Below are 20,912 nucleotides of genomic sequence, written 5' to 3'. Positions count from 1 at the left end.
GGCGCGAGGGCGTATCAGGGGCCCTTGGTGAGGGTCATAACCCCCTGTTTTTCTTCAATTTTAACGTGTCTTAGCCAGGTCATGCCGAGCAGCACCGTAGAGGGCTGATCGCCTTCCAGCACCGCGGCCTGCACGTTATTCACCTTGATGCCGCCCACATCCACGGCCTTGAGGTTCACCAGGTAGGCCCGCACATTGCCACTGGCGGTTTCCACCCGGGTGGGTGAGCCATCCTCAGGTTTCACGCCCAGGCGCCGGGCCTCACCGAGGTTCATCGCCATTACATTGGCGCCAGTATCCACCAGTACTTCGGCCTGGCGGCCGTTAATGGTGGCGTTGGTGCGGTACTGCAACGAGGGGTTGATCTGGATAGTCACCACCTGCTCTGAGGGCGGCTGATAGTTAGCGCCTACTTTGCGGGAGAGCCCCACCACGGTCTCATTGCCATCCACCTCGAGCGTGGCAGTACGGGTGTAGACAGCGATCAGGGTCACGCCCTGAAAGGTCTGCCCCACCTTGACCATTTTGCGCTGGCCATCGACGCTGACCACGGCAGCATTGGGGGGCATCAGGCCTTCGATCTCGATATGAGGGGCGGCGAGTGTAAGCAGGGGTGCACTTAGCAAGGCTACAGCCAGCAGGATTGTTGCGAGCGAACGTTTCACTGGATCCCCGCCTGCGCGGGGATGACGGTGTGAGCTAAATGCAGCACACCGCAGGCCATCAGCCCTGCCACAATGTCATCAATCATAATGCCAAGGCCGCCATCCACGCGCTTGTCCAGCCAGCCAATCGGCCAGGGCTTGGCGATATCGAAAATGCGGAACGCCACAAAGCCGGCCAGCATCCACACCCAGTCGGCAGGCAGCGCCCACATGGTCAGCCAGTAGCCGACGAACTCATCCCACACGATGCCCGGATGATCGTGTAGGCCCAACTCTTTGCTGGCCTTGTCGCAAATCCAGATGCCGGCAACAAAGGCCACTACGAGCGCTACGGTATACATCCCCAGGCTCAGGTGCGAGAGCAGCCAGAACAGGGGCACCGCGGTAATGGTGCCGAAGGTGCCTGGCGCCTTGGGCGCGAGGCCCGATCCCAGGCCAAAGGCCAGGAACTGGATGGGAGACTTCAGCGGATTTGGTGATATTGAATCGGGCATGATTTCCTGTGTCTGCATTCCATGAATTCCCGCCTACGCGGGAATGACGAGGTCAAAAATGCTGGTAACCGGCGCCGGTGTCAATATCGGCGTCAACGCGAACGCCCTCTCCCACCACGACGGTGCCTATGCGCACACAGCCCTCGGGTGCCGGCACACCCACCGGCAACGTGAAGCAAAGCTCGTAATCATCACCACCGGTAAGCGCCCAGGTAGTGGCCCGCTCGCCGGCCTCTGCCAACGCAGGCGATATGGGCAACGCCGCGGATTCCAGCTCGATGGCTACCCCACTGGCAGCGGCAATATGCCCGGCATCTGCCAGCAAGCCATCGGAGATATCAATGGTCGCCGTGGCCACCGCCAGCAATTGCTGACCAAGGGCCAGGCGTGCGGTGGGCCGCTCGTGGCGCTCCACCAGATAAGCGGCGGCATCGGGGCTGGGGCGCCACTCATCCTGCAGAAAGGCCAGGCCACCTGCAGCGTCACCTAGTGTGCCAGACACATACACAGCATCACCCACCTGAGCGCCCGAGCGCAGCAGTGCCTGGTCTGCGTGCACTGCGCCCATCACCTGCACACTGACCGTAAGCGGGCCGCGGGTGGTATCCCCACCCACCAGGGGCAGTGAATATTCAGACACGGCCTCCGCCAACCCCTGGCTGAAGCTGTGCACCCAGAATTCGTCGGCATCGGGCAAGGTCAGCGCTATAGTCATGCCCAGCGGGCGAGCGCCCATGGCGGCGAGGTCCGATACGGCGGTGGCGACGGCGCGGTAGCCGATAATTTCAGGAAAGGTGTCTGGCAAGAAGTGCACGCCTTCCACCAGGGTATCCACCGAGGTGACCAGGCGTTCGCCGGGTTCCAGCTTGAGGATGGCGCAATCGTCTCCCACGGACAGTTCGACGGCAGGGCCGGCGCCCAGGTGGGCGAAGTGGCGGTAGATTAAGTCGAATTCACTGGGCATGGGTTTGGGCCGCAGGGTTTCTGGATCCCGGCCTTCGCCGGGATGACGATGGGTGCGCCGAGATAGCGATGAATTCGCCGGGATGACGGTACGCTCGCAGGGATGACGATGAGTTGCCCCTGATCACAATGAGTTCGCCGGGGGCGATCTCAGGCGCCGGTTTCGGCCTGGCGCAATTCCCGCGCGGCCTTGTCGAGCACACCGTTAATATATTTGTGGCTTTCGCTGGCACCAAACTTCTTAGCCAGGGCCACCGCCTCGTTGATGGCCACCTTATAGGGCACATCGATGCGCTCTTTGAGCTCCCAGATACCCATGCGCAACAGGGTGCGTTCGATGGGGTCGAGGTCATCGATTTTGCGGTCTAGCAGCGGCTCGAAAATCGCCTCGAGTTCGTCCACGCAGGTGGGAACACCGTGCAGCACCGCCTGGAAGTACTCCAGGTCAACGTGAGCGAAATCGTACTCGGCGCGAAACTCTGCCTCGATATCGTTCAGCGGGGCGCTGGCCATGTACCACTGGTACAGGGCCTGCATAGAGTAGTGGCGTGCCTTGCGGCGCTCCGCCGCCAGGGTGTTGTGAGGCTGCTTGCTCATTTAGTCTATCTTGCCCATCAGGCTGACCATTTCCAGGGCAGACATAGCGGCTTCTTCGCCCTTGTTGCCGGCCTTGGTGCCAGAGCGCTCTACGGCCTGCTCAATGGTGTCCACGGTCAGTACGCCAAAGGACACAGGCACAGCGTACTCCATGCTCACCATGGCCAGGCCCTTGGTGCATTCACCGGCCACGTATTCAAAGTGCGGGGTCCCGCCGCGAATCACCGCGCCCAGGGCGATAATGGCGTCGGTTTTGCCCTTGGCGGCAACTTGCTTGCACACCAGCGGAATCTCGAACGCGCCGGGTGCACGCACAATGGTGATCTGGCTTTTGCTCACACCGTGGCGGCGCAGGCAGTCCAGCGCGCCTTCCAGCAGGTGCTCTACCACGAAGCTGTTCCAGCGCCCAACCACAATGGTGTAATCGCCTTTGCCGCTGGTGAAGTCGCCTTCGATGGTCTTGATGTCGTTCATGTTGGTTTCCTTGTGCGTTTAGTCGGCCTTGGGGCTGACGAAATCCAGCACCTCGAGGTCGAAACCCGAGAGCGCATTGTACTTGATTGGGGCGCCCATCAAATGGATTTTTCCCACCCCCAGGTCTCGCAGAATCTGGGAGCCCAGACCCACGGTGTTATACACGGCGCTACCACTGCCGGCGGTAAATTCCCCGCCCAGCGCCATGTCGATGCTGTTCAGTAGCTGCTCGGGTCCTTCTTCGCGGGCCAGCAGCACAATCACGCCCTTGCCGGCCTCGGCCACGGTCTGCATGCAGCGCGCCATACTCCAGGTGGGCTGGCCCTCAATCTCACTGCCCACCAGGTCACGCAATGCCGATTGCACATGCACCCGCACCAGCGTGGGCTCGGCCTCGCTGATTTCACCCATAGACAGGGCCAGGTGCACGTCACCGGCGGTCTGGTCGCGGTACGCGGTGAGGTTGAATTCGCCGTGAGCGGTATTCACCTTGCCTTCACGCACCTTGCGAATAGTGCGCTCGTTCACCATGCGGAAGTGAATGAGGTCAGCCACGGTGCCAATTTTCAGGCCGTGCTTGGCGGCGAACTCTGCCAGCGCCGGGCCATCGGCCAGGGTACCGTCATCGGTGAGAATGTCGGCAATCACTGCCGCAGGCAGCAGGCCGGCCAGGCGGGCGTAATCGCAGCCGGCTTCGGTATGGCCCGCGCGAGTAAGCACGCCACCTGGCAGTGCTTCCAGGGGGAAGATATGGCCCGGCTGCACGATATCGCCCGGCACCGCATGGGGTGCAACGGCGGCGTGCACGGTGCGCGCACGGTCTGCGGCGGAAATGCCGGTATCGATACCAACAGTGGCTTCAATCGACAGCGTGAAGTTGGATTTCTCACCCATGGCATCTTCCACCATGGGGGGCAGGTCGAGCTGACGGCAGCGCTCTTCGGTGAGGGTCAGGCACACCAGGCCACGGGCCTTGCGAGCCATAAAGTTAACCTGGTCAGCATCCACATGCTCGGCGGCCACCATCACCACACCTTCATTGTGACTGTCGGCATCGTCGTCCAACAGCACTACCATGCGGCCCTGGCGCAGGTCAGAGATCAGTTCATCAACAGTGTTTACTTGCATAGTCATTTTCACAGTTCACAAAAGCCGCTGGTGGGCCTCTGCTGTTATTTCAGGAATCCGTTTTCAGCCAGTGTGGCCATCGACAGCGAACCCGCGCCGGGCTTGGCCGCATCGTCGCCCTGCATCAGGCGCTCCAGGTAGCGGGCAATCACGTCCACTTCCAGGTTTACCCGGGTGCCCGGCTGGTAATCGCCAAACACCGTCTCCGCCATGGTCTGGGGAATAATGTTCAGGTCGAACTCGGCGCCATTCACCGCGTTCACCGTGAGGCTGGTGCCATCCACGGTAATGCTGCCCTTGTGGGCAATGTAGCGGGCCAGGTCATCTGGAGCGCGTAGCACGAAGCGGATCGAGCGCGCATCCTCATGCAAGCTCACCACTTCACCCACGCCATCCACATGGCCGCTCACAATATGGCCACCGAGGCGGCTGGCGGGTGTCAGCGCTTTTTCGAGATTGACCTTGGAGCCGGGCTTGAGATCGCCCAAGGTCGTGAAGTTCAGGCTCTCTACCGAGACATCGGCCCAGTAGCCGTCGCCAGGCAGTTCGATAACAGTCAGGCATACGCCATTGGTGCAGATGCTGTCGCCCAGGGCCACGTCGCCCAGGTCCAGCTTGCCGGTGTTAATGCGCAGGCGCAGGTCTCCCCCGGAGGGTTGCATCGCGGCAACTTCGCCAACGGCCTGGATAATGCCTGTGAACATAATCTACCTTCTCAAAAAACGTTAATCGCAGCCGAAAGCTGCAGTGCCTGGCGACCGGCTCGCGTAATGCGCTAGCCCGGTACGGCGGTGATGCGCCAGTCGCGGCCCACGGCGCGAATGTCTTCAATCAGCAACGGCACTTTCTGGGCCATGCGGTCCAGCGGCAATTGCAGCAGGGGCATGGCGTTACTGCCCATCAGGGTGGGGGCCATATAGATGATTAATTCATCCAGCAGTCCCGCCTGGAGCATGGCCCCAGCCAAATGGGGGCCAGATTCTACCAGAATTTCGTTGCATTGCCGCGTGGATAATTGGTCCAGCATGGTGGACAAATCCAGACCCTGCCGGCCTCGTTCCAGGGGCAGCCACTCTGCGCCCGTGGCCTGTAGCGCCGGGGATGGGGTGAGCGCAGCATCGTGGCACACCAGTGTAGGAGCGCTTCCATCCAACACTTTGGCATCAGCCGGCGTGCGCAGCCTGGAATCCATCACCACGCGCAGTGGCTGACGCTGTGCTGCCAGCGCCGCTTCCGGCGCGGGTAGGCCCAGTTCTTCGGCGCGCACGGTGAGTGAGCAATCATCATCCAGCACCGTGCCTACCCCGGTCAGAATAGCGCAGCTCATGGCCCGCAGGCGCTGCACGTCCGCCCGGGCATCGGGGCCGGTAATCCACTGGCTTTCGCCAGAGGCCATGGCCGTGCGGCCATCGACCGACATCGCCAGCTTGGCCCGCACCCGCCCGCGGCCGTGACGCATGCGTGACACAAATCCGGGAATCACGCGTTCGGCTTCCGCCTCCAGCAAACCGCACTCGACGGCAATGCCCGCGACGCGCAACTTTTCAAAACCATTGCCACCCACTATCGGGTTCGGGTCCTGCATGGCCGCCACCACCCGGGTGACGCCAGCGGCAGTCAGGGCATCGGCACAGGGCCCGGTTTTGCCCACGTGGGAGCAGGGCTCCAGGGTCACATACGCTGTGGCGCCCCGGGCATCGCCGGCGGCTTGCAGTGCCTGTACCTCGGCGTGGTTGCCGCCCGCAGGCTGGGTAAAGCCCTCACCGATAATCTCGCCGTCGCGCACCAGCACACAACCCACATGCGGGTTGGGCATGGCACTGTACTGGCCGCGTCGCGCCAGGGTCAGCGCGCGGGCCATCATGCGGGTATCAAATTCAGTGCTCATTACGAGGAGCGGAATCAGTTGGCGGGTTCGTGGCTGGGCTCTGACTGCAAATCGTCGATGGCGGCCTTGAATTCAGAGATATCCTCAAAGCTGCGATATACCGAGGCAAACCGCACATAGGCCACCTTGTCGAGCTTCTTGAGGTTGTCCATCACCAGTTCGCCCAGCACCAGCGACTTCACCTCGCGCTCACCGGTGGCGCGCAGGGCGTTCTTGATTTTGTGGATGACGGCCTCGATGTCTTCCACCGACACTGGGCGCTTTTCCAAAGCGCGGAGAAAGCCGGCGCGCAGCTTATCTTCATTAAAGGGCTCGCGCGTACCGTCCTGCTTGATCACCCGCGGCATCACCAGCTCCGCCACCTCATAGGTGGTGTAGCGTTCGGCACAACTCAGGCACTCGCGACGGCGACGCACCTGGTCCCCCTCAGCCACGAGGCGGGAATCAATCACTTTGGTGTCTTCAGCGCCACAGAATGGGCAATGCATATCAGCTCTCCCCTGCTAACTGCTTGAAGGATAACACAATTTAATAAAAACCCTGGGGTCAGGTCTTATTTTTCTGAAACAGCTGTTTCAGAAAAATAAGACCTGACCCCAGGGTTGTCTGAGGCGGGGTTACTTGTAGACCGGGAAGCGGGCGCAGATTTCCAGAACTTTGCCTTTCACTTCCTCGATCACCTGCTCGGAGTTGCCGTTCTCCAGCGATTCAAGCACATCGCACATCCAGTGGGTCAGCTGTACGGTTTCTTCCGCGCCAAAACCGCGCGTGGTGATGGCAGGCGTACCTACGCGCAGGCCTGAGGTAATGAAGGGCGAACGGGGGTCATTGGGCACCGCGTTCTTGTTCACAGTGATGTTAGCCGCGCCCAGGGCCGCGTCTGCATCCTTACCGGTGTAAGCCTTACCGATCAGGTCCACGAGCATCAGGTGATTCTCGGTACCGCCGGAAACAATGTTAATACCGCGCTCGATAAAGGTTGCTGCCATGGCCTTGGCGTTCACCACGACCTGCTTCTGATATTCCACAAACTCGGGGCTCGCGGCTTCCTTGAAGGAGACGGCCTTGGCCGCGATCACGTGCATCAACGGGCCGCCCTGACCACCGGGGAACACCGCAGAATTAAATTTCTTCTGCAGTTCCTCATTGGCCTTGGCCAGGATGATGCCGCCGCGGGGGCCGCGCAGGGTCTTGTGCGTGGTAGATGTGACCACATCGGCGTAAGGCACCGGGTTGGGGTAGACGCCAGCGGCGATCAGGCCGGACACGTGGGCCATGTCGACCATCAGGTAGGCACCCACTTTATCGGCGATCTCGCGGAAGCGCGCCCAGTCCATGACCTGAGAATAGGCAGAGAAGCCGGCGATGATCATCTTTGGCTTGTGCTCCAGCGCCAGGGCTTCTACCTGGTCATAATCCACCTCACCGGTGTCCGCGTTCAGTCCATACTGAATGGCGTTGTAGTTTTTACCGGAGAAGTTGGGCTTGGCGCCGTGGGTCAGGTGGCCACCGTCGGCCAGGCTCATGCCCAGAATGGTGTCGCCGGGCTGAACCAGGGCCAGGAATACCGCGGAGTTGGCCTGCGAGCCCGAGTGCGGCTGCACATTGGCGTAGTCGGCGCCAAACAGGGCCTTGACCCGCTCGATGGCGAGATCTTCGGCCTTGTCGACATNCTCACAACCGCCGTAATAGCGCTTACCTGGGTAGCCTTCAGCGTACTTATTCGTCAGCACAGTACCCTGCGCCGCGATGACCCGGGGGCTGGTGTAGTTTTCAGAAGCAATCAGCTCGATGTGCTCCTCCTGGCGGCGCTCCTCTTCACCAATGGCGGCAAAGATCTCGTCGTCAAAACCCTCAATGGTCATGTTGCTGTCAAACATGCGTGTCTCCCGCAAAAAAATGGTGGGGTGGCCCCGATTGGAAAGGCGCGCATTTTAACGAAAAAGGCGCTGTTACAGAAGGTGGTTTGGGGAGAAATTGGCCTGCCTCGACTAAGGTCCAATTGCGCCTTCCAACGCTCTCGTCTATATCCTAAGGAGTGGCGCGGCGTTTGCATGCCTCGGCTAGACTAATAACTGTGGGGACACATGAACAAAAGCTGGAAATCCTACGACACCGGCCCATTTTTTGACGAACTGATCACCGACGCTGGCAAACCGCGCGTGGCGGCCCGCAGGGCTGTCAACCTGCTGCAGAAACTCAGCCGCGAAGAAATGGAAGCGCGCCGCAATGCCGCTGAGCTGGCGATCCGCGACATGGGCATCTCATTCACCATCTACTCCGAAGGCCAGAACATCGACCGCGCCTGGCCGTTCGATATCATCCCGCGAGTGATTGGCGGCCGTGATTGGAGCAAAGTGAGCCGGGGCCTAGCCCAGCGCACCCGTGCCCTCAACGCCTTTATCGACGATATCTACAACAAGCAACGCATCCTCAAGGACGGCATTGTCCCCGCCGAGATCGTGCTGGATTCCGGCAACTACAAGCCCCAGTGCGCAGGCATTTCGCCCCGTTTTGGTGCATGGGCGCATGTCTGCGGCACTGATCTGGTCCGTGACAAGGACGGCAAGTTCTATGTCCTGGAGGACAACCTGCGGGTGCCGTCCGGCGTCTCCTACATGTTGGAGAACCGGGAGATTACCAAGCGCGTGCTCCCCGAACTGTTTGAGAATTACAGCATCCAGCCGGTGGACGACTACCCCGCCCAGCTGTATCGGACCCTGGCTTCTCTGAGCCCAAGGGAGCGCAAACGCCCCTGCATCGTGGTGCTCACCCCCGGGATCTACAACTCGGCCTACTTTGAGCACTCGTTCCTCGCACGGGGCATGGGGGCAGAACTAGTGGAGGGCACCGACTTGTTCGTCGACGAAAACGACGTGCTGCACATGCGCACGGTGGACGGCCCCGAGCGCGTGGATGTGGTCTACCGCCGAATCGACGACGATTTCCTTGACCCGGAGGCCTTTAACGCCGACTCCGTTCTGGGAGTACCGGGCATCATGCGCGCCTGGAAGAAGGGCAACGTGGCCATCGCCAACGCCCCCGGCGCCGGCGTGGCCGACGACAAGGTGGTATACGCGTTCGTGCCCGACATGATTCGCTACTATCTGAAGGAAAAGCCCGCCATCGCCTCGGTGAAAACCTATCTGTGCATGATCGAGAAAGAGCGCGACTACGTGCTGGCCAATCTCGACAAACTGGTGGTAAAGCCAGCCAACGAGTCCGGTGGCTACGGCTTGATGGTGGGGCCTCACTCCACCGCCAAACAGCGCAAGACCTTCGCCAAGCTCATTGAGGACAACCCGCGCAACTATATCGCCCAGCCAACCCTGTCACTCTCTACCGCACCCACTTATTGCGGCAACACCATAGAGCCGCGCCACCTTGACCTGCGCCCCTTTATTCTCTCGGGCAAAGATACCTGGGTCACCCCCGGCGGCCTCACCCGGGTGGCCATGGTGAAAGGGTCGCTCGTGGTCAACTCATCCCAGGGTGGCGGCAGCAAAGACACCTGGATCGTGGAGGGCTCCAAATGAGATTACTCTCACGCGTCGCGGAGCGCCTGTACTGGATGGCGCGCTATCTGGAGCGGGCTGAAGACACCGCCCGCCTGATGCGCTCCCACACCCACATGATCATGGACATTCCAGAGGGCTCGGAGCCGGGCTGGGAGGTGTTGCTCAAAACCTTCAACGCCGACACAACTTTTGCCGAGCGCTACCGGGTGGCCAACGAAACCAATGTGCTGCGTTTCCTGATGGCCGAGCCCGATAATTCGGGCAGCATCGCGAGCGCGGTGCAGGCTGCGCGGGAGAACGTGCGCACCACCCGCGACGTTTTGCCCGCTGAAGTCTGGGAACACGTCAACGAACTCTATCTCTACACCCGCGAGAACGCCGACAAGTGTGTCGGCCGACGCAACCGCCACGGCTTCCTGGAGCAGGTGATCGGCCGCTGCCAGATGATCAATGGCCTAATGATGACCACGCTATGCCGTGACCACAGCTATCGTTTTATCCGTATCGGCAACCTGCTGGAACGGGCCGATATGACCACGCGCGTACTCGATGCCGGCGTGGGGTCACTGATGAACGAAGAGCGCAACCCCAGCACTGCAGATCCGCTTATCTGGGCTAGCGTGCTGGACTCCCTTTCAGCCCACGAAACCTACCGGCGCACGATCGGCCCACTGGTGGAGCGGTCAGAAGTGGTAGACTTCATCTTTCGCGACGGCAGCCTACCCCGCTCGCTTAAATTCTGCCTCGGCGGTATTCGCGAGGACCTGGCGCCACTGCAGAACAGCCGCCAGGCACTCAAGATTATCGACCGTTCGCGGCGCAGCCTGGCACGGTTTGATCCGCACTCGGCAGGCAGACACGACACGCACAGATTCATCGACAAATTCCAGGGAAACCTGCTGGAGCTCGGTGCCGAGATCAGCCGCACCTGGTTCCACAGCGAAACCGATTGAAACTCACCGCCGGAGCGGTAACTAAGCAATGACTATCCGTGTAGCCATCAACCACCGTACGTCCTACAAATTTGACCGGGCGGTGAACATGTCGCCGCACACCGTGCGCCTGCGCCCGGCGCCGCACTCGCGCACGCCGATCCACAGCTACAGCCTCAACATCAAGCCGCAAGAGCACTTCATCAACTGGCAACAGGACGCCTTTGGCAACTACCTGGCCAGGCTGGTATTCCCAGAGAAATGCACCGAGTTCGAAGTGGATGTGGAAGTGATCGCCGACATGACGGTGATCAATCCCTTTGATTTCTTTGTTGAAGAATATGCCGAGAACTATCCCTTCGAGTATCCAGAGCAGCTGAAAAAAGAGCTGCAACCCTACCTGGAAATAGAGGACTTTGGCCCGCTGTTCGATGAGCTGGTAGCCGGGGTCGACCGATCAGAGACCGCGATCAACGACTTTCTGGTGGCGGTGAATCAGGATCTGGAACAAAAGATCGAATATCTGGTGCGCCTGGAACCGGGTGTACAAACCCCGGAAGAAACCCTGAAACTCGCCAAGGGTTCCTGTCGCGATTCTGCCTGGCTGCTGGCCCAGTTGCTGCGCCACCTCGGCCTGGCCACGCGCTTCGCTTCAGGCTACCTGGTGCAGCTTGAGCCGGACGAAAAATCACTGGACGGCCCCTCCGGTGCAGACGAGGATTTCACCGACCTGCACGCCTGGTGTGAAGTCTTCCTGCCCGGCGCCGGCTGGGTAGGCATGGACCCAACCTCGGGCCTGTACGCGAGCGAGGGGCATATTCCTCTCGCCTGCACACCGCACCCCGTTTCCGCCGCGCCTATTGTCGGGGCAACCGATGAGTGCGAGGTGGAGTTTGATTTCAGCAACACGGTCACCCGGGTGCTCGAAGACCCTCGCGTCACCAAACCCTATACCGAGGACCAGTGGCAACACATTCTCGCCCTGGGCAAATCCGTGGATGTCCTGTTCGACAACAACGATGTCCGTCTGACCATGGGCGGCGAGCCCACCTTCGTGTCGATCGACGACATGGAGTCCGAACAGTGGAACACCGATGCGCTGGGCGCAGACAAACTGAGCCTGGCGAAAACCCTGCTGCTGCGCCTGCGCGACCAGTTCGCACCGCAGGGGCTGCTGCACTACGGCCAGGGCAAGTGGTACCCGGGCGAAGAAGTACCGCGCTGGGCCCTTGGGGTTTTCTGGCGCAAAGACGGCGAGCCACTGTGGCAGGACAACAGCCTGCTCGCCCGGGTCGATAAGGATTACCAACGCGACGCCAAGGACGCCGTCAAGTTCGGCCGCAAGCTGTGCGACCTGCTCGGTCTGCCGCGCGGCAGCAGCCAGCCCGCCTACGAGGACGGGTTCTACTACCTGATGCAGGAGCAGAACCTGCCCAAGAACATCGACGTGTTATCGCACAAGGTGGAGAACGACCTGGACCGCCGGCGCCTTGCGCGCCTGATCGAACGCGGCTTCAGTGTGCCTACCGGCCTGGTACTGCCACTGGAACGCAACACCGGCTGGCCCATTGCCGAAAAAACCTGGCGCTCCAGCCTGTGGCCGATGAAACGGGAGCGCATCACCCTGATCCCCGGTGACTCGCCCATGGGCCTGCGTCTGCCACTGGCTGACCTGCCGGAGCTGGCAGAGAAGATCGACAGCTACCAGCACCCCCGAGACCCGTTTGAGACCCGCGATGAACTGGCCCCACGCAAGGACATGACTTTTCAGGAGAGCGCGGGTGAAAACGCCGACGAGCCACTGGAAGAGCCGGAATACGAGCAGGTGGTGCGCACCGCCATGTGCATCGAGGCCCGCGACGGCCGGCTGTGCGTGTTCATGCCGCCTCTGGAATACCTGGAAGACTACGTCGAACTGATCGCCGCGGTGGAGGAAACCGCCAGCGCCCTGAAAATGCCGGTACTGATCGAAGGCTACGAGCCGCCGAAAGATCCGCGTATGCAAAAACTGCTGGTCACCCCCGACCCGGGCGTCATCGAAGTCAATGTACATCCGTCCAATAACTGGGACGAGCTTGTGGCCACCACCACCTCACTCTACGAGGAGGCCCGCCAGTCGCGCCTGTCCACCGAGAAATTCATGCTGGATGGCCGCCACACCGGCACCGGCGGCGGCAATCACATCACCCTGGGGGGGGCCACGCCGGCAGACAGCCCAATGCTGCGCCGCCCGGATCTGCTGCGCAGCCTGATCACGTTCTGGCAGCACCACCCCAGCCTCAGCTATCTGTTTTCCGGCATGTTCATCGGCCCCACGTCCCAGGCACCGCGTGTCGACGAAGGCCGCGACGAGATGCTCTACGAACTGGAAGTCGCCTTCTCACAGATGACCGAGGGCGAAGTGCCTCAGCCCTGGCTGGTGGACCGCCTGCTGCGGAACCTGTTGATTGACGTCACCGGCAATACCCACCGGGCAGAGTTCTGTATCGACAAACTCTACTCCCCGGCAGGCCCTGCCGGGCGCCTGGGTATTCTCGAATTCCGCGGCTTCGAAATGCCGCCCCACCCGCGCATGGCCCTGGTCCAGGCGCTGCTGCTGCGCTGCCTGGTAGCGCGCTTCTGGGACAAACCCTATCGCGGCCAGCTGGTACGCTGGGGCACCGAGTTGCACGACCGCTTCATGCTGCCCCACTACCTCTGGGAAGACATGAAATTCGTGGTCGACGACCTGCGTGAACATGGTTTCGCGTTCGACCTCGACTGGCTGTTGCCGTTCGAGGAATTTCGTTTCCCCCACTACGGCCGGGTCATGCTCGACGGTGTGAAGCTGGAACTGCGCTGGGCAGTGGAGCCCTGGCATGTACTGGGAGAGGAAACCACCAGCTTTGGCACCTCACGCTATGTAGATTCGTCCGTGGAGCGCTTGCAGATCCGCTGTACCGGCATGACCGATGGCCGCTACGTGGTGGCCTGTAACGGCCGGCGGGTACCCATGCGCCCAACAGGTGTACACGGCGAATACGTCGGCGGTGTGCGCTACCGGGCCTGGCAGCCGCCCTCGGCACTGCACCCCATGATCGGTGTGCATGTGCCACTGACGTTCGATCTGATCGACACCTGGAACGGCCGCTCCCTCGGGGGCTGCAGCTACCATGTCTCCCACCCCGGTGGACGCAGCTACGATTCCTTCCCGATCAACGCCTTCGAGGCCGAGTCGCGGCGGATCAACCGGTTCGACACGGTCAGCCACACCCAGGGGCCGTTCATCCCCCAGCCCGAGGTTTCAGCGCTGCGCGAGTTCTTCCCCAACGACTCGGTGCCGCGCCCAATGGAGCCGCCTCCCGAGGAACCGGCCGGCGAGTACCCCTATATTCTCGATATGCGCAGCCCCGCACCGCGCTAGCCCCGGACAGCGGGATTGCGTATATTAACCGGCCGATTTTTCGCCCCCTGCGAACAGGACAAGCCACGCAATGATTTCCAAGCAACCGCCCAGCCCCCAGTCTGGCCAATCGCAGGTACAAACCCTGCATTCGGCCCTGGACTACCCGGCGCCCGGCGGTCTGCTGGATGAGACCCGCGACGCCGACGGCGCGTTAAAGCCCGGCTGGGATTACCTGCTGGGTGCGGTGCGCGACCTTGGGCCCGAGGTCATGCGCAATCGCGAGGAAAAGGCTCGCCGCATCCTCCGCGACGACGGCGCCACCTACAACATATACGGCAAACCCGGCAGTGCCAGCGGCAGCTGGGAGCTGGACCCGGTTCCCTATATCATTAGCAGCGACGACTGGTCCCAGATCGAAACGGGCCTGCAGGAACGCTCAGAGCTATTCAACCTGATCCTGCGCGATCTCTATGGTCCTCGCACCCTGATCCGCCACGGCGCCCTCCCTCCGGAGGCACTGTTCAACCATGGCGGCTTCCTGCGCGCCTGCCAGGGTGTCCAGCTGCCCGGTGATCATGAGCTGATCATGCACGCGGTGGACATGGTGCGCCGGCCGGATGGCTCGATGTGTATCTTGTCCGACCGCACCCAGGCGCCCTCGGGCTCAGGCTATGTGCTGGAAAACCGCACAGTGATGTCGCGGGTTTTCCCCAGCCTGTACCGCGACAGCCATGTGCACCGCATCGCCAGCTTCTACCAACGGCTGCGCCACAAACTAACCTCACTCTCGCCCTCTGGCGATCTGCCGCGGGTGGCCCTGCTGACACCCGGCGCGCAGAACGAAACCTATTTCGAACACGCCTACCTCGCCAACTATCTCGGTTTCCCGCTGGTGCAAAGCGGCGACCTGGTCGTGCGCAACGGTTTCCTGTGGATGAAATCCCTGGACGGCTTAAAACGAGTCGACGTGCTGCTGCGCCGGGTCGACGATGTCTACTGCGACCCGGTGGAACTGCGCCCGGATTCACAACTCGGTGTGCCCGGGCTGCTGGAAATCGTCCGCAGCGGCCGGGTCGTGGTCTGCAATCCGCTCGGCAGTGGCGCACTTGAAAATGCGATTTTGCTGAAATACCTGCCGGGTATTGCTACGCTCCTGCTGGGCCGCGACTTGCGCCTGGATACGGTGAAAACCTTTTGGGCCGGCGATGAAGCCGATCTCGCCCACATCACTCGCAACATCGACAAGTTGATCATCAAACACGCCTGGCGCGGCAGTGGCGAGAACAGCGCCTTCGGTGGCGACCTCAACGAGGAGCAACGCACCGCGTTGCTGGCGCGAATCCATCACAGCCCCTTCGACTACGTTGCACAAGAGAAGCTCGACAAATCCTACACGCCAGCCTTCAACGGCTACAATCTGGAACCACGGCCAACCCTGCTGCGCACCTTTGCGGTGGCTACCGACAGCTCCTATACCGTGCTGCCGGGCGGCCTCACCCGTATCGGCACCTCGACTAACGGCCAGCTTATCTCCATGCAGGAAGGCAGCCCTTCCAAGGACACCTGGGTCATCGCCTCCGAGCCAGAGCGTGAGGTGACGACAGAGGCCAGCATCGACAGCCTGCGCCTGGCCCAGGAATCGCCGGTGGACAGCCTGCCCAGCCGGGTGGTGGAAAATCTGTACTGGATGGGCCGTTACGCCGAGCGTGCGGAAGCCTCAATGCGCCTGCTGCGCACCGTGTTCGTGATGCTCAATGGCGAGGACCGCATCACCCCGGATGCCACACGTATCCTGCTGGAAACCGTTTCGCAGATCACTTACACCCTGCCGGGATTCACCGCGGCCACCCCCGAGCAACTGGCCAATCCGGAAGAAGAACTGCTGGAGATCATCAGCGACGGCAACCGCGTGGGCAGTGTGCGTTCCACCATCAATTCCCTGCTGCTGGCGGCCGACGAATCCAAGGAGTTACTGTCCACTGACACGATCCGGGTCATCAACGACCTGCAGGACGCTCTGGACAACCTAGACGCAGACCTGTCCGGCGGCCTGGCCTCGGCGCCGGAAGAAGCCCTTGACCCGCTCGTGACATCCCTGGCAGGCCTCGCGGGCCTTACCCAGGAATCCATGATTCGCGGCGTAGGCTGGCGGTTCATGGACATGGGCAAGCGCATCGAGCGCTCGTTGCAGACCATTGCCACCGTGCGCGGCCTGCTCTCGGAAGCGTGTGGAGAGACCGAACAGGCGACCCTGCTGACCGCCATGCTCACATCGATGGAAGCGCTGATCACCTACCGCCGACGCGGGCGCCAGCACCGCGGCCTGGAGTTGGGTGCCGATCTGGTCCTGCTGGACCGCACCAACCCGCGCTCGCTGCTATTCCAGATGGAACGCCTGCAGGAACACCTCGCCGAACTACCGAATGCCGAGCCATTGGCGGGTGAACTCGACGAGGAGAACCGCTGCCTGCTGGAGGCCATGACCACCCTGCAATTGACCCGCGTGCCGCATCTGCTGCAGGTCGCGGGCAAGCGCCGCCCTGAGGTGGAGACCTTGATGACCCAGCTGGCCGGGCTGCTGCGCGAGTTCAGCCGCTTTATCAGCGACAAACACTTCGACCATCGCAGTGGCCCACAGCAGCTATTCACCAACACGCGGAGTGACAGCTGATGCGGTATAAGGTTCGCCACACTACCCGCTACAGCTACCCGGCCCGGGTAACCTCCTGTTACAACCTGGCCAATGTGCTGCCGCGAGACACGCGGCGCCAGCGCTGCCTGGACAGCAAAGTCACGGTGTCGCCGATGCCGGCGGTGAGCCGCTCGCGCACCGACTACTTCGGCAACCACGCCTACCAGTTTGAGATCCAGAAGGCCCACAAGGAACTGGTGATTACCGCCGAGAGCGAGATCCAGATTTCAGAAGCGCAACCGGATCTCAACCTGGACTTCGGCATCTCCTATGCCCAGGCCCTGCACTACATGCGCAGTAACCGCTCGCACCACGCGCTGGAAGCGCGCGAGTACCTGCTGAACTCGCCGATGATTGCTGCGACTGAAGAACTGACCAACTACGCCCAACCCTCATTCGTCCCTGACCGCTCACTGAAGTCCTGTGTGGCGGAGCTGACCACCCGCATCTTCAGCGACTTCACCTATGACCCGGAGTTCTCGACCATTGCCACGCCCCTGAGCGAGGTACTGGAACACAAACGCGGTGTCTGCCAGGACTTCGCCCACCTGCAGGTAGGTTGCCTGCGCGCCGTAGGTATTCCCGCCAAGTATGTGTCCGGTTATATCGAGACGCTGCCGGCGCCGGGCGAGGAAAAGCTGGTGGGCGCAGATGCCACCCACGCCTGGGTTGCCTACTTCTGCCCGGACGAAGGTTGGCTGGAGTTCGACCCCACCAATGACACTGCCGCCCAGACCCAACACATCGTCACAGCCTACGGCCGCGACTTCCTCGACGTGACGCCGGTAAAGGGTGTGATTTTCGGCGGTGGCAGCGCGCCGGCGCTAGACGTCTCGGTCGACGTAAGCCGGGTCAGCGAAGACTAAAAAATCTGCTAGAATTCCCCGTCTCAAAACCTCCCAGAGATTAACCCGCCCATGGCCCAATACGTTTACACCATGAACCGTGTCGGCAAGATCGTGCCGCCCAAGAAAGAAATCCTGAAGGACATCTCCCTGTCGTTCTTCCCCGGCGCCAAGATCGGCGTACTGGGCCTGAACGGCGCCGGTAAGTCCACCCTGCTGAAAATCATGGCCGGTATCGACACCGACATTATCGGTGAGGCGCGCCCCCAGCCCGGCATCAAGATCGGCTACCTGCCCCAGGAGCCGCAGCTGGATCCGGAAAAAGATGTGCGCGGCAACGTGGAAGAAGGCGTTCAGGACGCCATCGATGCGCTGGCGGGGCTGGAGAAGGTGTACGCCGATTACGCCGAGCCCGATGCCGACTTCGACGCCCTCGCCAAGAAGCAGGCCGAGTTTGAAGACATCATCCAGGCCACCGACGCCCACAACCTCGACCACCGCCTGGAAGTGGCCGCCGACGCCCTGCGCCTGCCGCCCTGGGACGCCGACGTCACCACCCTTTCCGGTGGTGAACGCCGCCGCGTGGCCCTGTGCCGCCTGCTGCTCTCCAACCCCGATATGATTCTGCTCGATGAGCCCACCAACCACCTGGATGCAGAATCCGTGGCCTGGCTGGAGCGCTTCCTCGAGAGTTTCCCCGGCACCGTGGTGGCCATTACCCACGACCGCTACTTCCTCGACAACGCCGCCGGCTGGATCCTCGAACTCGACCGCGGCCGCGGCATTCCCTACGAGGGCAACTACTCAGACTGGCTGGAAGCCAAAGAGAAGCGCCTCGAACAGGAAGCCCGCCAGGAAGCTTCCCACCAGAAGGCCATCAAGGCCGAGCTGGAATGGGTGCGCCAGAACCCCAAGGGGCGCCAAGCCAAGAGCAAGGCGCGCCTGGCCCGTTTCGACGAGCTGCAATCGCAGGAATTCCAGAGCCGCAACGAAACCAACGAGATCTACATTCCCCCGGGTCCCCGCCTGGGCGACAACGTGATCGAAGTGACCAACCTCAAGAAGGGTTTTGGCGATCGCCTGCTGTTTGATGATGTGAGCTTTGTGGTGCCCCCCGGCTCCATTGTCGGCATTATCGGTGCCAACGGCATGGGTAAATCCACCCTGTTCAAGATTATGGCGGGGGAAGAAACCCCGGATTCCGGCGAGGTGAAACTCGGTGAGACCGTTAAGCTGGGCTACGTTGAGCAGTCTCGCGATGATCTGGAAGGCTCCAAAACCGTCTGGGAAGAACTCTCCGACGGCAACGACATCATCCGCATCGGCACCTATGAGGTGAACTCACGCTCTTACTGCGGGCGCTTCAACTTCAAGGGCTCTGATCAGCAGAAGTTCGTGAAGGNCCTTTCCGGTGGCGAGCGCAACCGCCTGCACCTGGCCAAGCTGCTGAAGCAGGGCGCCAACGTGCTGCTGCTGGACGAACCGACCAACGATCTCGACGTAGAAACCCTGCGCGCCCTGGAAGAAGCCTTGCTGGCCTTCCCGGGCTCCGCCATGGTGATCTCGCACGACCGCTGGTTTCTCGACCGCATCGCCACCCACATCCTCGCCTATGAAGACGACGGCGGCGTGGTGTTCCACGAAGGCAACTTCACCGACTACGAAGAAGACCGCAAAAAGCGCCTCGGCGCCGCCGCGGACCAGCCTCACCGCATCAAGTATCGCGCACTCAAGTAAGCGTGCTTTCACCGCGCACCGGGCCACGGCCCGAGCGCGGCACTTGGGGTCGCCGTTAGCGCGGCGACCACCCCATCCCATCGGGCTCCAGCCCGGTCTTGATCAACCCCACCCGCTCCCGGGTATCGACATCCCACACACTGACCACGTGGGAATTGGTATGGGCGACATACAAATGCCTGCCGTCGCCTGACAGCTGCACGCCGATGGGAATAGAACTGCCCGGCAGGCGGTCGCCAAACAACGTCTTGCGGGTGTGGTCCGGGGGAATATCAAAATCGATCCGCCAGGCCTGCTTACGACTGGCCACATGAATGGCCACCAACGCGTCCGCTGCGGGCAACGAGACATAAACCAAACCCCGCGCGGCATCCGCTTCCGCCCGAATCGGGAAACCCTGCACGGGAATGGCAGCAAGCTGCTCGAGGCTACCGGTATCAAACACGGTCACCGTATCCGCAGCCCGGTTGGTCACCCACAGCTCGGCGCCGTCACGGGCCAGCGCAATGCCTTCGCTCCCCGCCCCTGACGGCAAATCCTTGAGTTTGGCGGCCGCTTTCAAATCCACCGCCGTGGCCGTCCCTGAACCGATATTCGCGGTATATACCCGCTGGCCGGCTGCATCGAGGGCGAGCATATGCGCCACCTGCTGATTCACTGCGACCTGGCTGGTGACGGCCATCGCATCGACATCCACCACCAGCACGCTGGCAATGCCTTCGGCGGTAATCACCGCGTGCTGGTTATCGATCCACTCCACACCGTGGGGCATGCTGCCCTGGGGCAGAGCCAGAGTGCCCAGCACTTTGCGCGCGGGCACATCGACAATCGTCAGCGACTGGCCGGGGCCCGCATCCCGGGTGCCATAGTCCGTCACGATCGCCTGGCGACCATCCGGAGACACGCCCACTTCATGGGGCCCGACGCCTGTGGGGAGCGTGGCCACTACCTCCGCTTCAGGCAACTGAAACAGGGTGACACTGGCTTCGCTCTTATTGGCCACCAGCAAGGTCTGGGCCTGCGTAGTAACCGCCAACAGCGAGAGGCACAGGGCCTGTGACAAGGGCTTGATCATAGTGAAATTCCGATTGTCGCGACGGCTCACATACTACGCTATAGTGGCGCCATACCCCGAATAACAAGAGTAGTAGCATGAGCGATATCCGCAGCGAGCGCCGCATTTTTACCCGCGTCGCCATCGACCTCCCGGTTGAAGTCCACCAGGGGGGCAGCATATGGCCCCAGCGCACCATCGACATTTCCCTGAACGGCGTATCCACCGACCAGCCCGACCTCTGGGACGCCCAATACAACGAGCCTTTCACGCTAATCATCAAACTCGAAGACGGCACCGACCTGGAATTACACGCCTACCTGCAGCACGTCGAATCCATGCGCCTGGGCTTCAAAGTCCAACACGTCGACCGCGAAAATATCGAACCCCTGAGTGCCCTACTCGAACAACACATGGATCCCACCACCCTCCAAGAAGAACTCGCCCGCCTCGACTAAACCACGGGGTCAGGTCTCAAATTTCTCAGACAACCCTGGGGTCAGGTCTTATTTTTCTAAAACAGATGTTTCAGAAAAATAA

18 protein-coding genes are annotated in these 20,912 nt (G+C 61.5%); 7 read left to right on the top strand and 11 right to left on the bottom strand.

Features of this window, described 5'->3' with window-relative positions:
* Nucleotides 1–14 precede the first annotated feature (14 nt).
* The 10 genes from A3709_RS21580 to glyA form a co-directional block, all read right to left on the bottom strand.
* Complete coding sequence (locus tag A3709_RS21580; protein ID WP_066059651.1) at nt 15–665, bottom strand: TIGR02281 family clan AA aspartic protease; 651 nt, start codon at nt 663–665, stop codon at nt 15–17.
* Nucleotides 662–1,177, bottom strand: a complete 516-nt coding sequence (locus A3709_RS21575) for a phosphatidylglycerophosphatase A (protein ID WP_231871284.1) — start codon at nt 1,175–1,177, stop codon at nt 662–664. Before A3709_RS21575 ends, A3709_RS21580 begins: the two co-directional genes overlap by 4 nt.
* Before the next feature lie 34 nt (nt 1,178–1,211).
* Nucleotides 1,212–2,123 (bottom strand): thiamine-phosphate kinase, encoded by a 912-nt coding sequence (gene thiL / locus A3709_RS21570; protein ID WP_066059649.1) that lies wholly within the window; start codon nt 2,121–2,123, stop codon nt 1,212–1,214.
* Between the two features lie 149 nt (nt 2,124–2,272).
* Nucleotides 2,273–2,719 carry a transcription antitermination factor NusB gene (nusB, locus tag A3709_RS21565; RefSeq protein WP_066059647.1) on the bottom strand — a complete coding sequence of 149 codons (447 nt, stop codon included), beginning with the start codon at nt 2,717–2,719 and terminating at the stop codon, nt 2,273–2,275.
* Nucleotides 2,720–3,193, bottom strand: a complete 474-nt coding sequence (ribE, locus tag A3709_RS21560; protein WP_066059646.1) for a 6,7-dimethyl-8-ribityllumazine synthase — start codon at nt 3,191–3,193, stop codon at nt 2,720–2,722. It abuts the gene before it with no gap.
* 18 nt (nt 3,194–3,211) lie between these two features.
* The gene (ribB, locus tag A3709_RS21555) at nt 3,212–4,321 is read right to left on the bottom strand and encodes a 3,4-dihydroxy-2-butanone-4-phosphate synthase (protein ID WP_066059643.1); all 1,110 of its coding nucleotides are present in this window, start codon (nt 4,319–4,321) and stop codon (nt 3,212–3,214) included.
* 44 nt (nt 4,322–4,365) lie between these two features.
* The gene (locus A3709_RS21550; RefSeq protein ID WP_066059641.1) at nt 4,366–5,025 is read right to left on the bottom strand and encodes a riboflavin synthase; all 660 of its coding nucleotides are present in this window, start codon (nt 5,023–5,025) and stop codon (nt 4,366–4,368) included.
* Nucleotides 5,026–5,096: 71 nt separating this feature from the next.
* Complete coding sequence (gene ribD / locus A3709_RS21545) at nt 5,097–6,209, bottom strand: bifunctional diaminohydroxyphosphoribosylaminopyrimidine deaminase/5-amino-6-(5-phosphoribosylamino)uracil reductase RibD (RefSeq protein WP_066059639.1); 1,113 nt, start codon at nt 6,207–6,209, stop codon at nt 5,097–5,099.
* Nucleotides 6,210–6,223: 14 nt separating this feature from the next.
* A complete protein-coding gene (nrdR, locus tag A3709_RS21540) occupies nt 6,224–6,697 on the bottom strand; it encodes a transcriptional regulator NrdR (protein ID WP_066059638.1) in 474 nt (157 codons plus the stop codon).
* A 129-nt stretch (nt 6,698–6,826) separates the two neighbouring features.
* Entirely contained in the window at nt 6,827–8,089 is a 1,263-nt protein-coding gene (gene glyA / locus A3709_RS21535; protein ID WP_066059636.1) for a serine hydroxymethyltransferase, read from the bottom strand.
* 207 nt (nt 8,090–8,296) lie between these two features.
* On the opposite strand from glyA, the gene A3709_RS21530 reads away from it, so the two are divergent.
* The 6 genes from A3709_RS21530 to ettA all read left to right on the top strand — a co-directional run bounded on the left by A3709_RS21530 (nt 8,297) and on the right by ettA (nt 19,318).
* The gene (locus tag A3709_RS21530; RefSeq protein ID WP_066059634.1) at nt 8,297–9,745 is read left to right on the top strand and encodes a circularly permuted type 2 ATP-grasp protein; all 1,449 of its coding nucleotides are present in this window, start codon (nt 8,297–8,299) and stop codon (nt 9,743–9,745) included.
* The gene (locus tag A3709_RS21525) at nt 9,742–10,680 is read left to right on the top strand and encodes an alpha-E domain-containing protein (RefSeq protein ID WP_066059632.1); all 939 of its coding nucleotides are present in this window, start codon (nt 9,742–9,744) and stop codon (nt 10,678–10,680) included. Before A3709_RS21530 ends, A3709_RS21525 begins: the two co-directional genes overlap by 4 nt.
* Nucleotides 10,681–10,708: 28 nt before the next feature.
* Nucleotides 10,709–14,062, top strand: a complete 3,354-nt coding sequence (locus A3709_RS21520; protein WP_066059628.1) for a DUF2126 domain-containing protein — start codon at nt 10,709–10,711, stop codon at nt 14,060–14,062.
* 70 nt (nt 14,063–14,132) lie between these two features.
* Nucleotides 14,133–16,715, top strand: coding sequence for a circularly permuted type 2 ATP-grasp protein (locus tag A3709_RS21515; RefSeq protein ID WP_082850297.1), 2,583 nt, complete (start codon nt 14,133–14,135; stop codon nt 16,713–16,715).
* Nucleotides 16,715–17,602 carry a transglutaminase family protein gene (locus tag A3709_RS21510; protein WP_066059624.1) on the top strand — a complete coding sequence of 296 codons (888 nt, stop codon included), beginning with the start codon at nt 16,715–16,717 and terminating at the stop codon, nt 17,600–17,602. Before A3709_RS21515 ends, A3709_RS21510 begins: the two co-directional genes overlap by 1 nt.
* A gap of 51 nt (nt 17,603–17,653) precedes the next feature.
* Nucleotides 17,654–19,318, top strand: a complete 1,665-nt coding sequence (gene ettA / locus A3709_RS21505) for an energy-dependent translational throttle protein EttA (RefSeq protein WP_066059621.1) — start codon at nt 17,654–17,656, stop codon at nt 19,316–19,318.
* Between the two features lie 55 nt (nt 19,319–19,373).
* On the opposite strand, the gene A3709_RS21500 is transcribed toward ettA, so the two are convergent.
* Nucleotides 19,374–20,393, bottom strand: a complete 1,020-nt coding sequence (locus A3709_RS21500) for a cytochrome D1 domain-containing protein (RefSeq protein WP_066059618.1) — start codon at nt 20,391–20,393, stop codon at nt 19,374–19,376.
* Between the two features lie 77 nt (nt 20,394–20,470).
* Between A3709_RS21500 and A3709_RS21495 the strand changes: the two genes are divergently transcribed.
* Nucleotides 20,471–20,830 carry a PilZ domain-containing protein gene (locus A3709_RS21495; protein WP_066059615.1) on the top strand — a complete coding sequence of 120 codons (360 nt, stop codon included), beginning with the start codon at nt 20,471–20,473 and terminating at the stop codon, nt 20,828–20,830.
* Nucleotides 20,831–20,912 lie beyond the last annotated feature (82 nt).

Source organism: Halioglobus sp. HI00S01, from assembly GCF_001635445.1.
Lineage (GTDB): Bacteria > Pseudomonadota > Gammaproteobacteria > Pseudomonadales > Halieaceae > Halioglobus > Halioglobus japonicus.
Note: the sequence above shows the minus strand (reverse complement) of the source record. Positions and strands in the feature narration are given on the sequence as shown.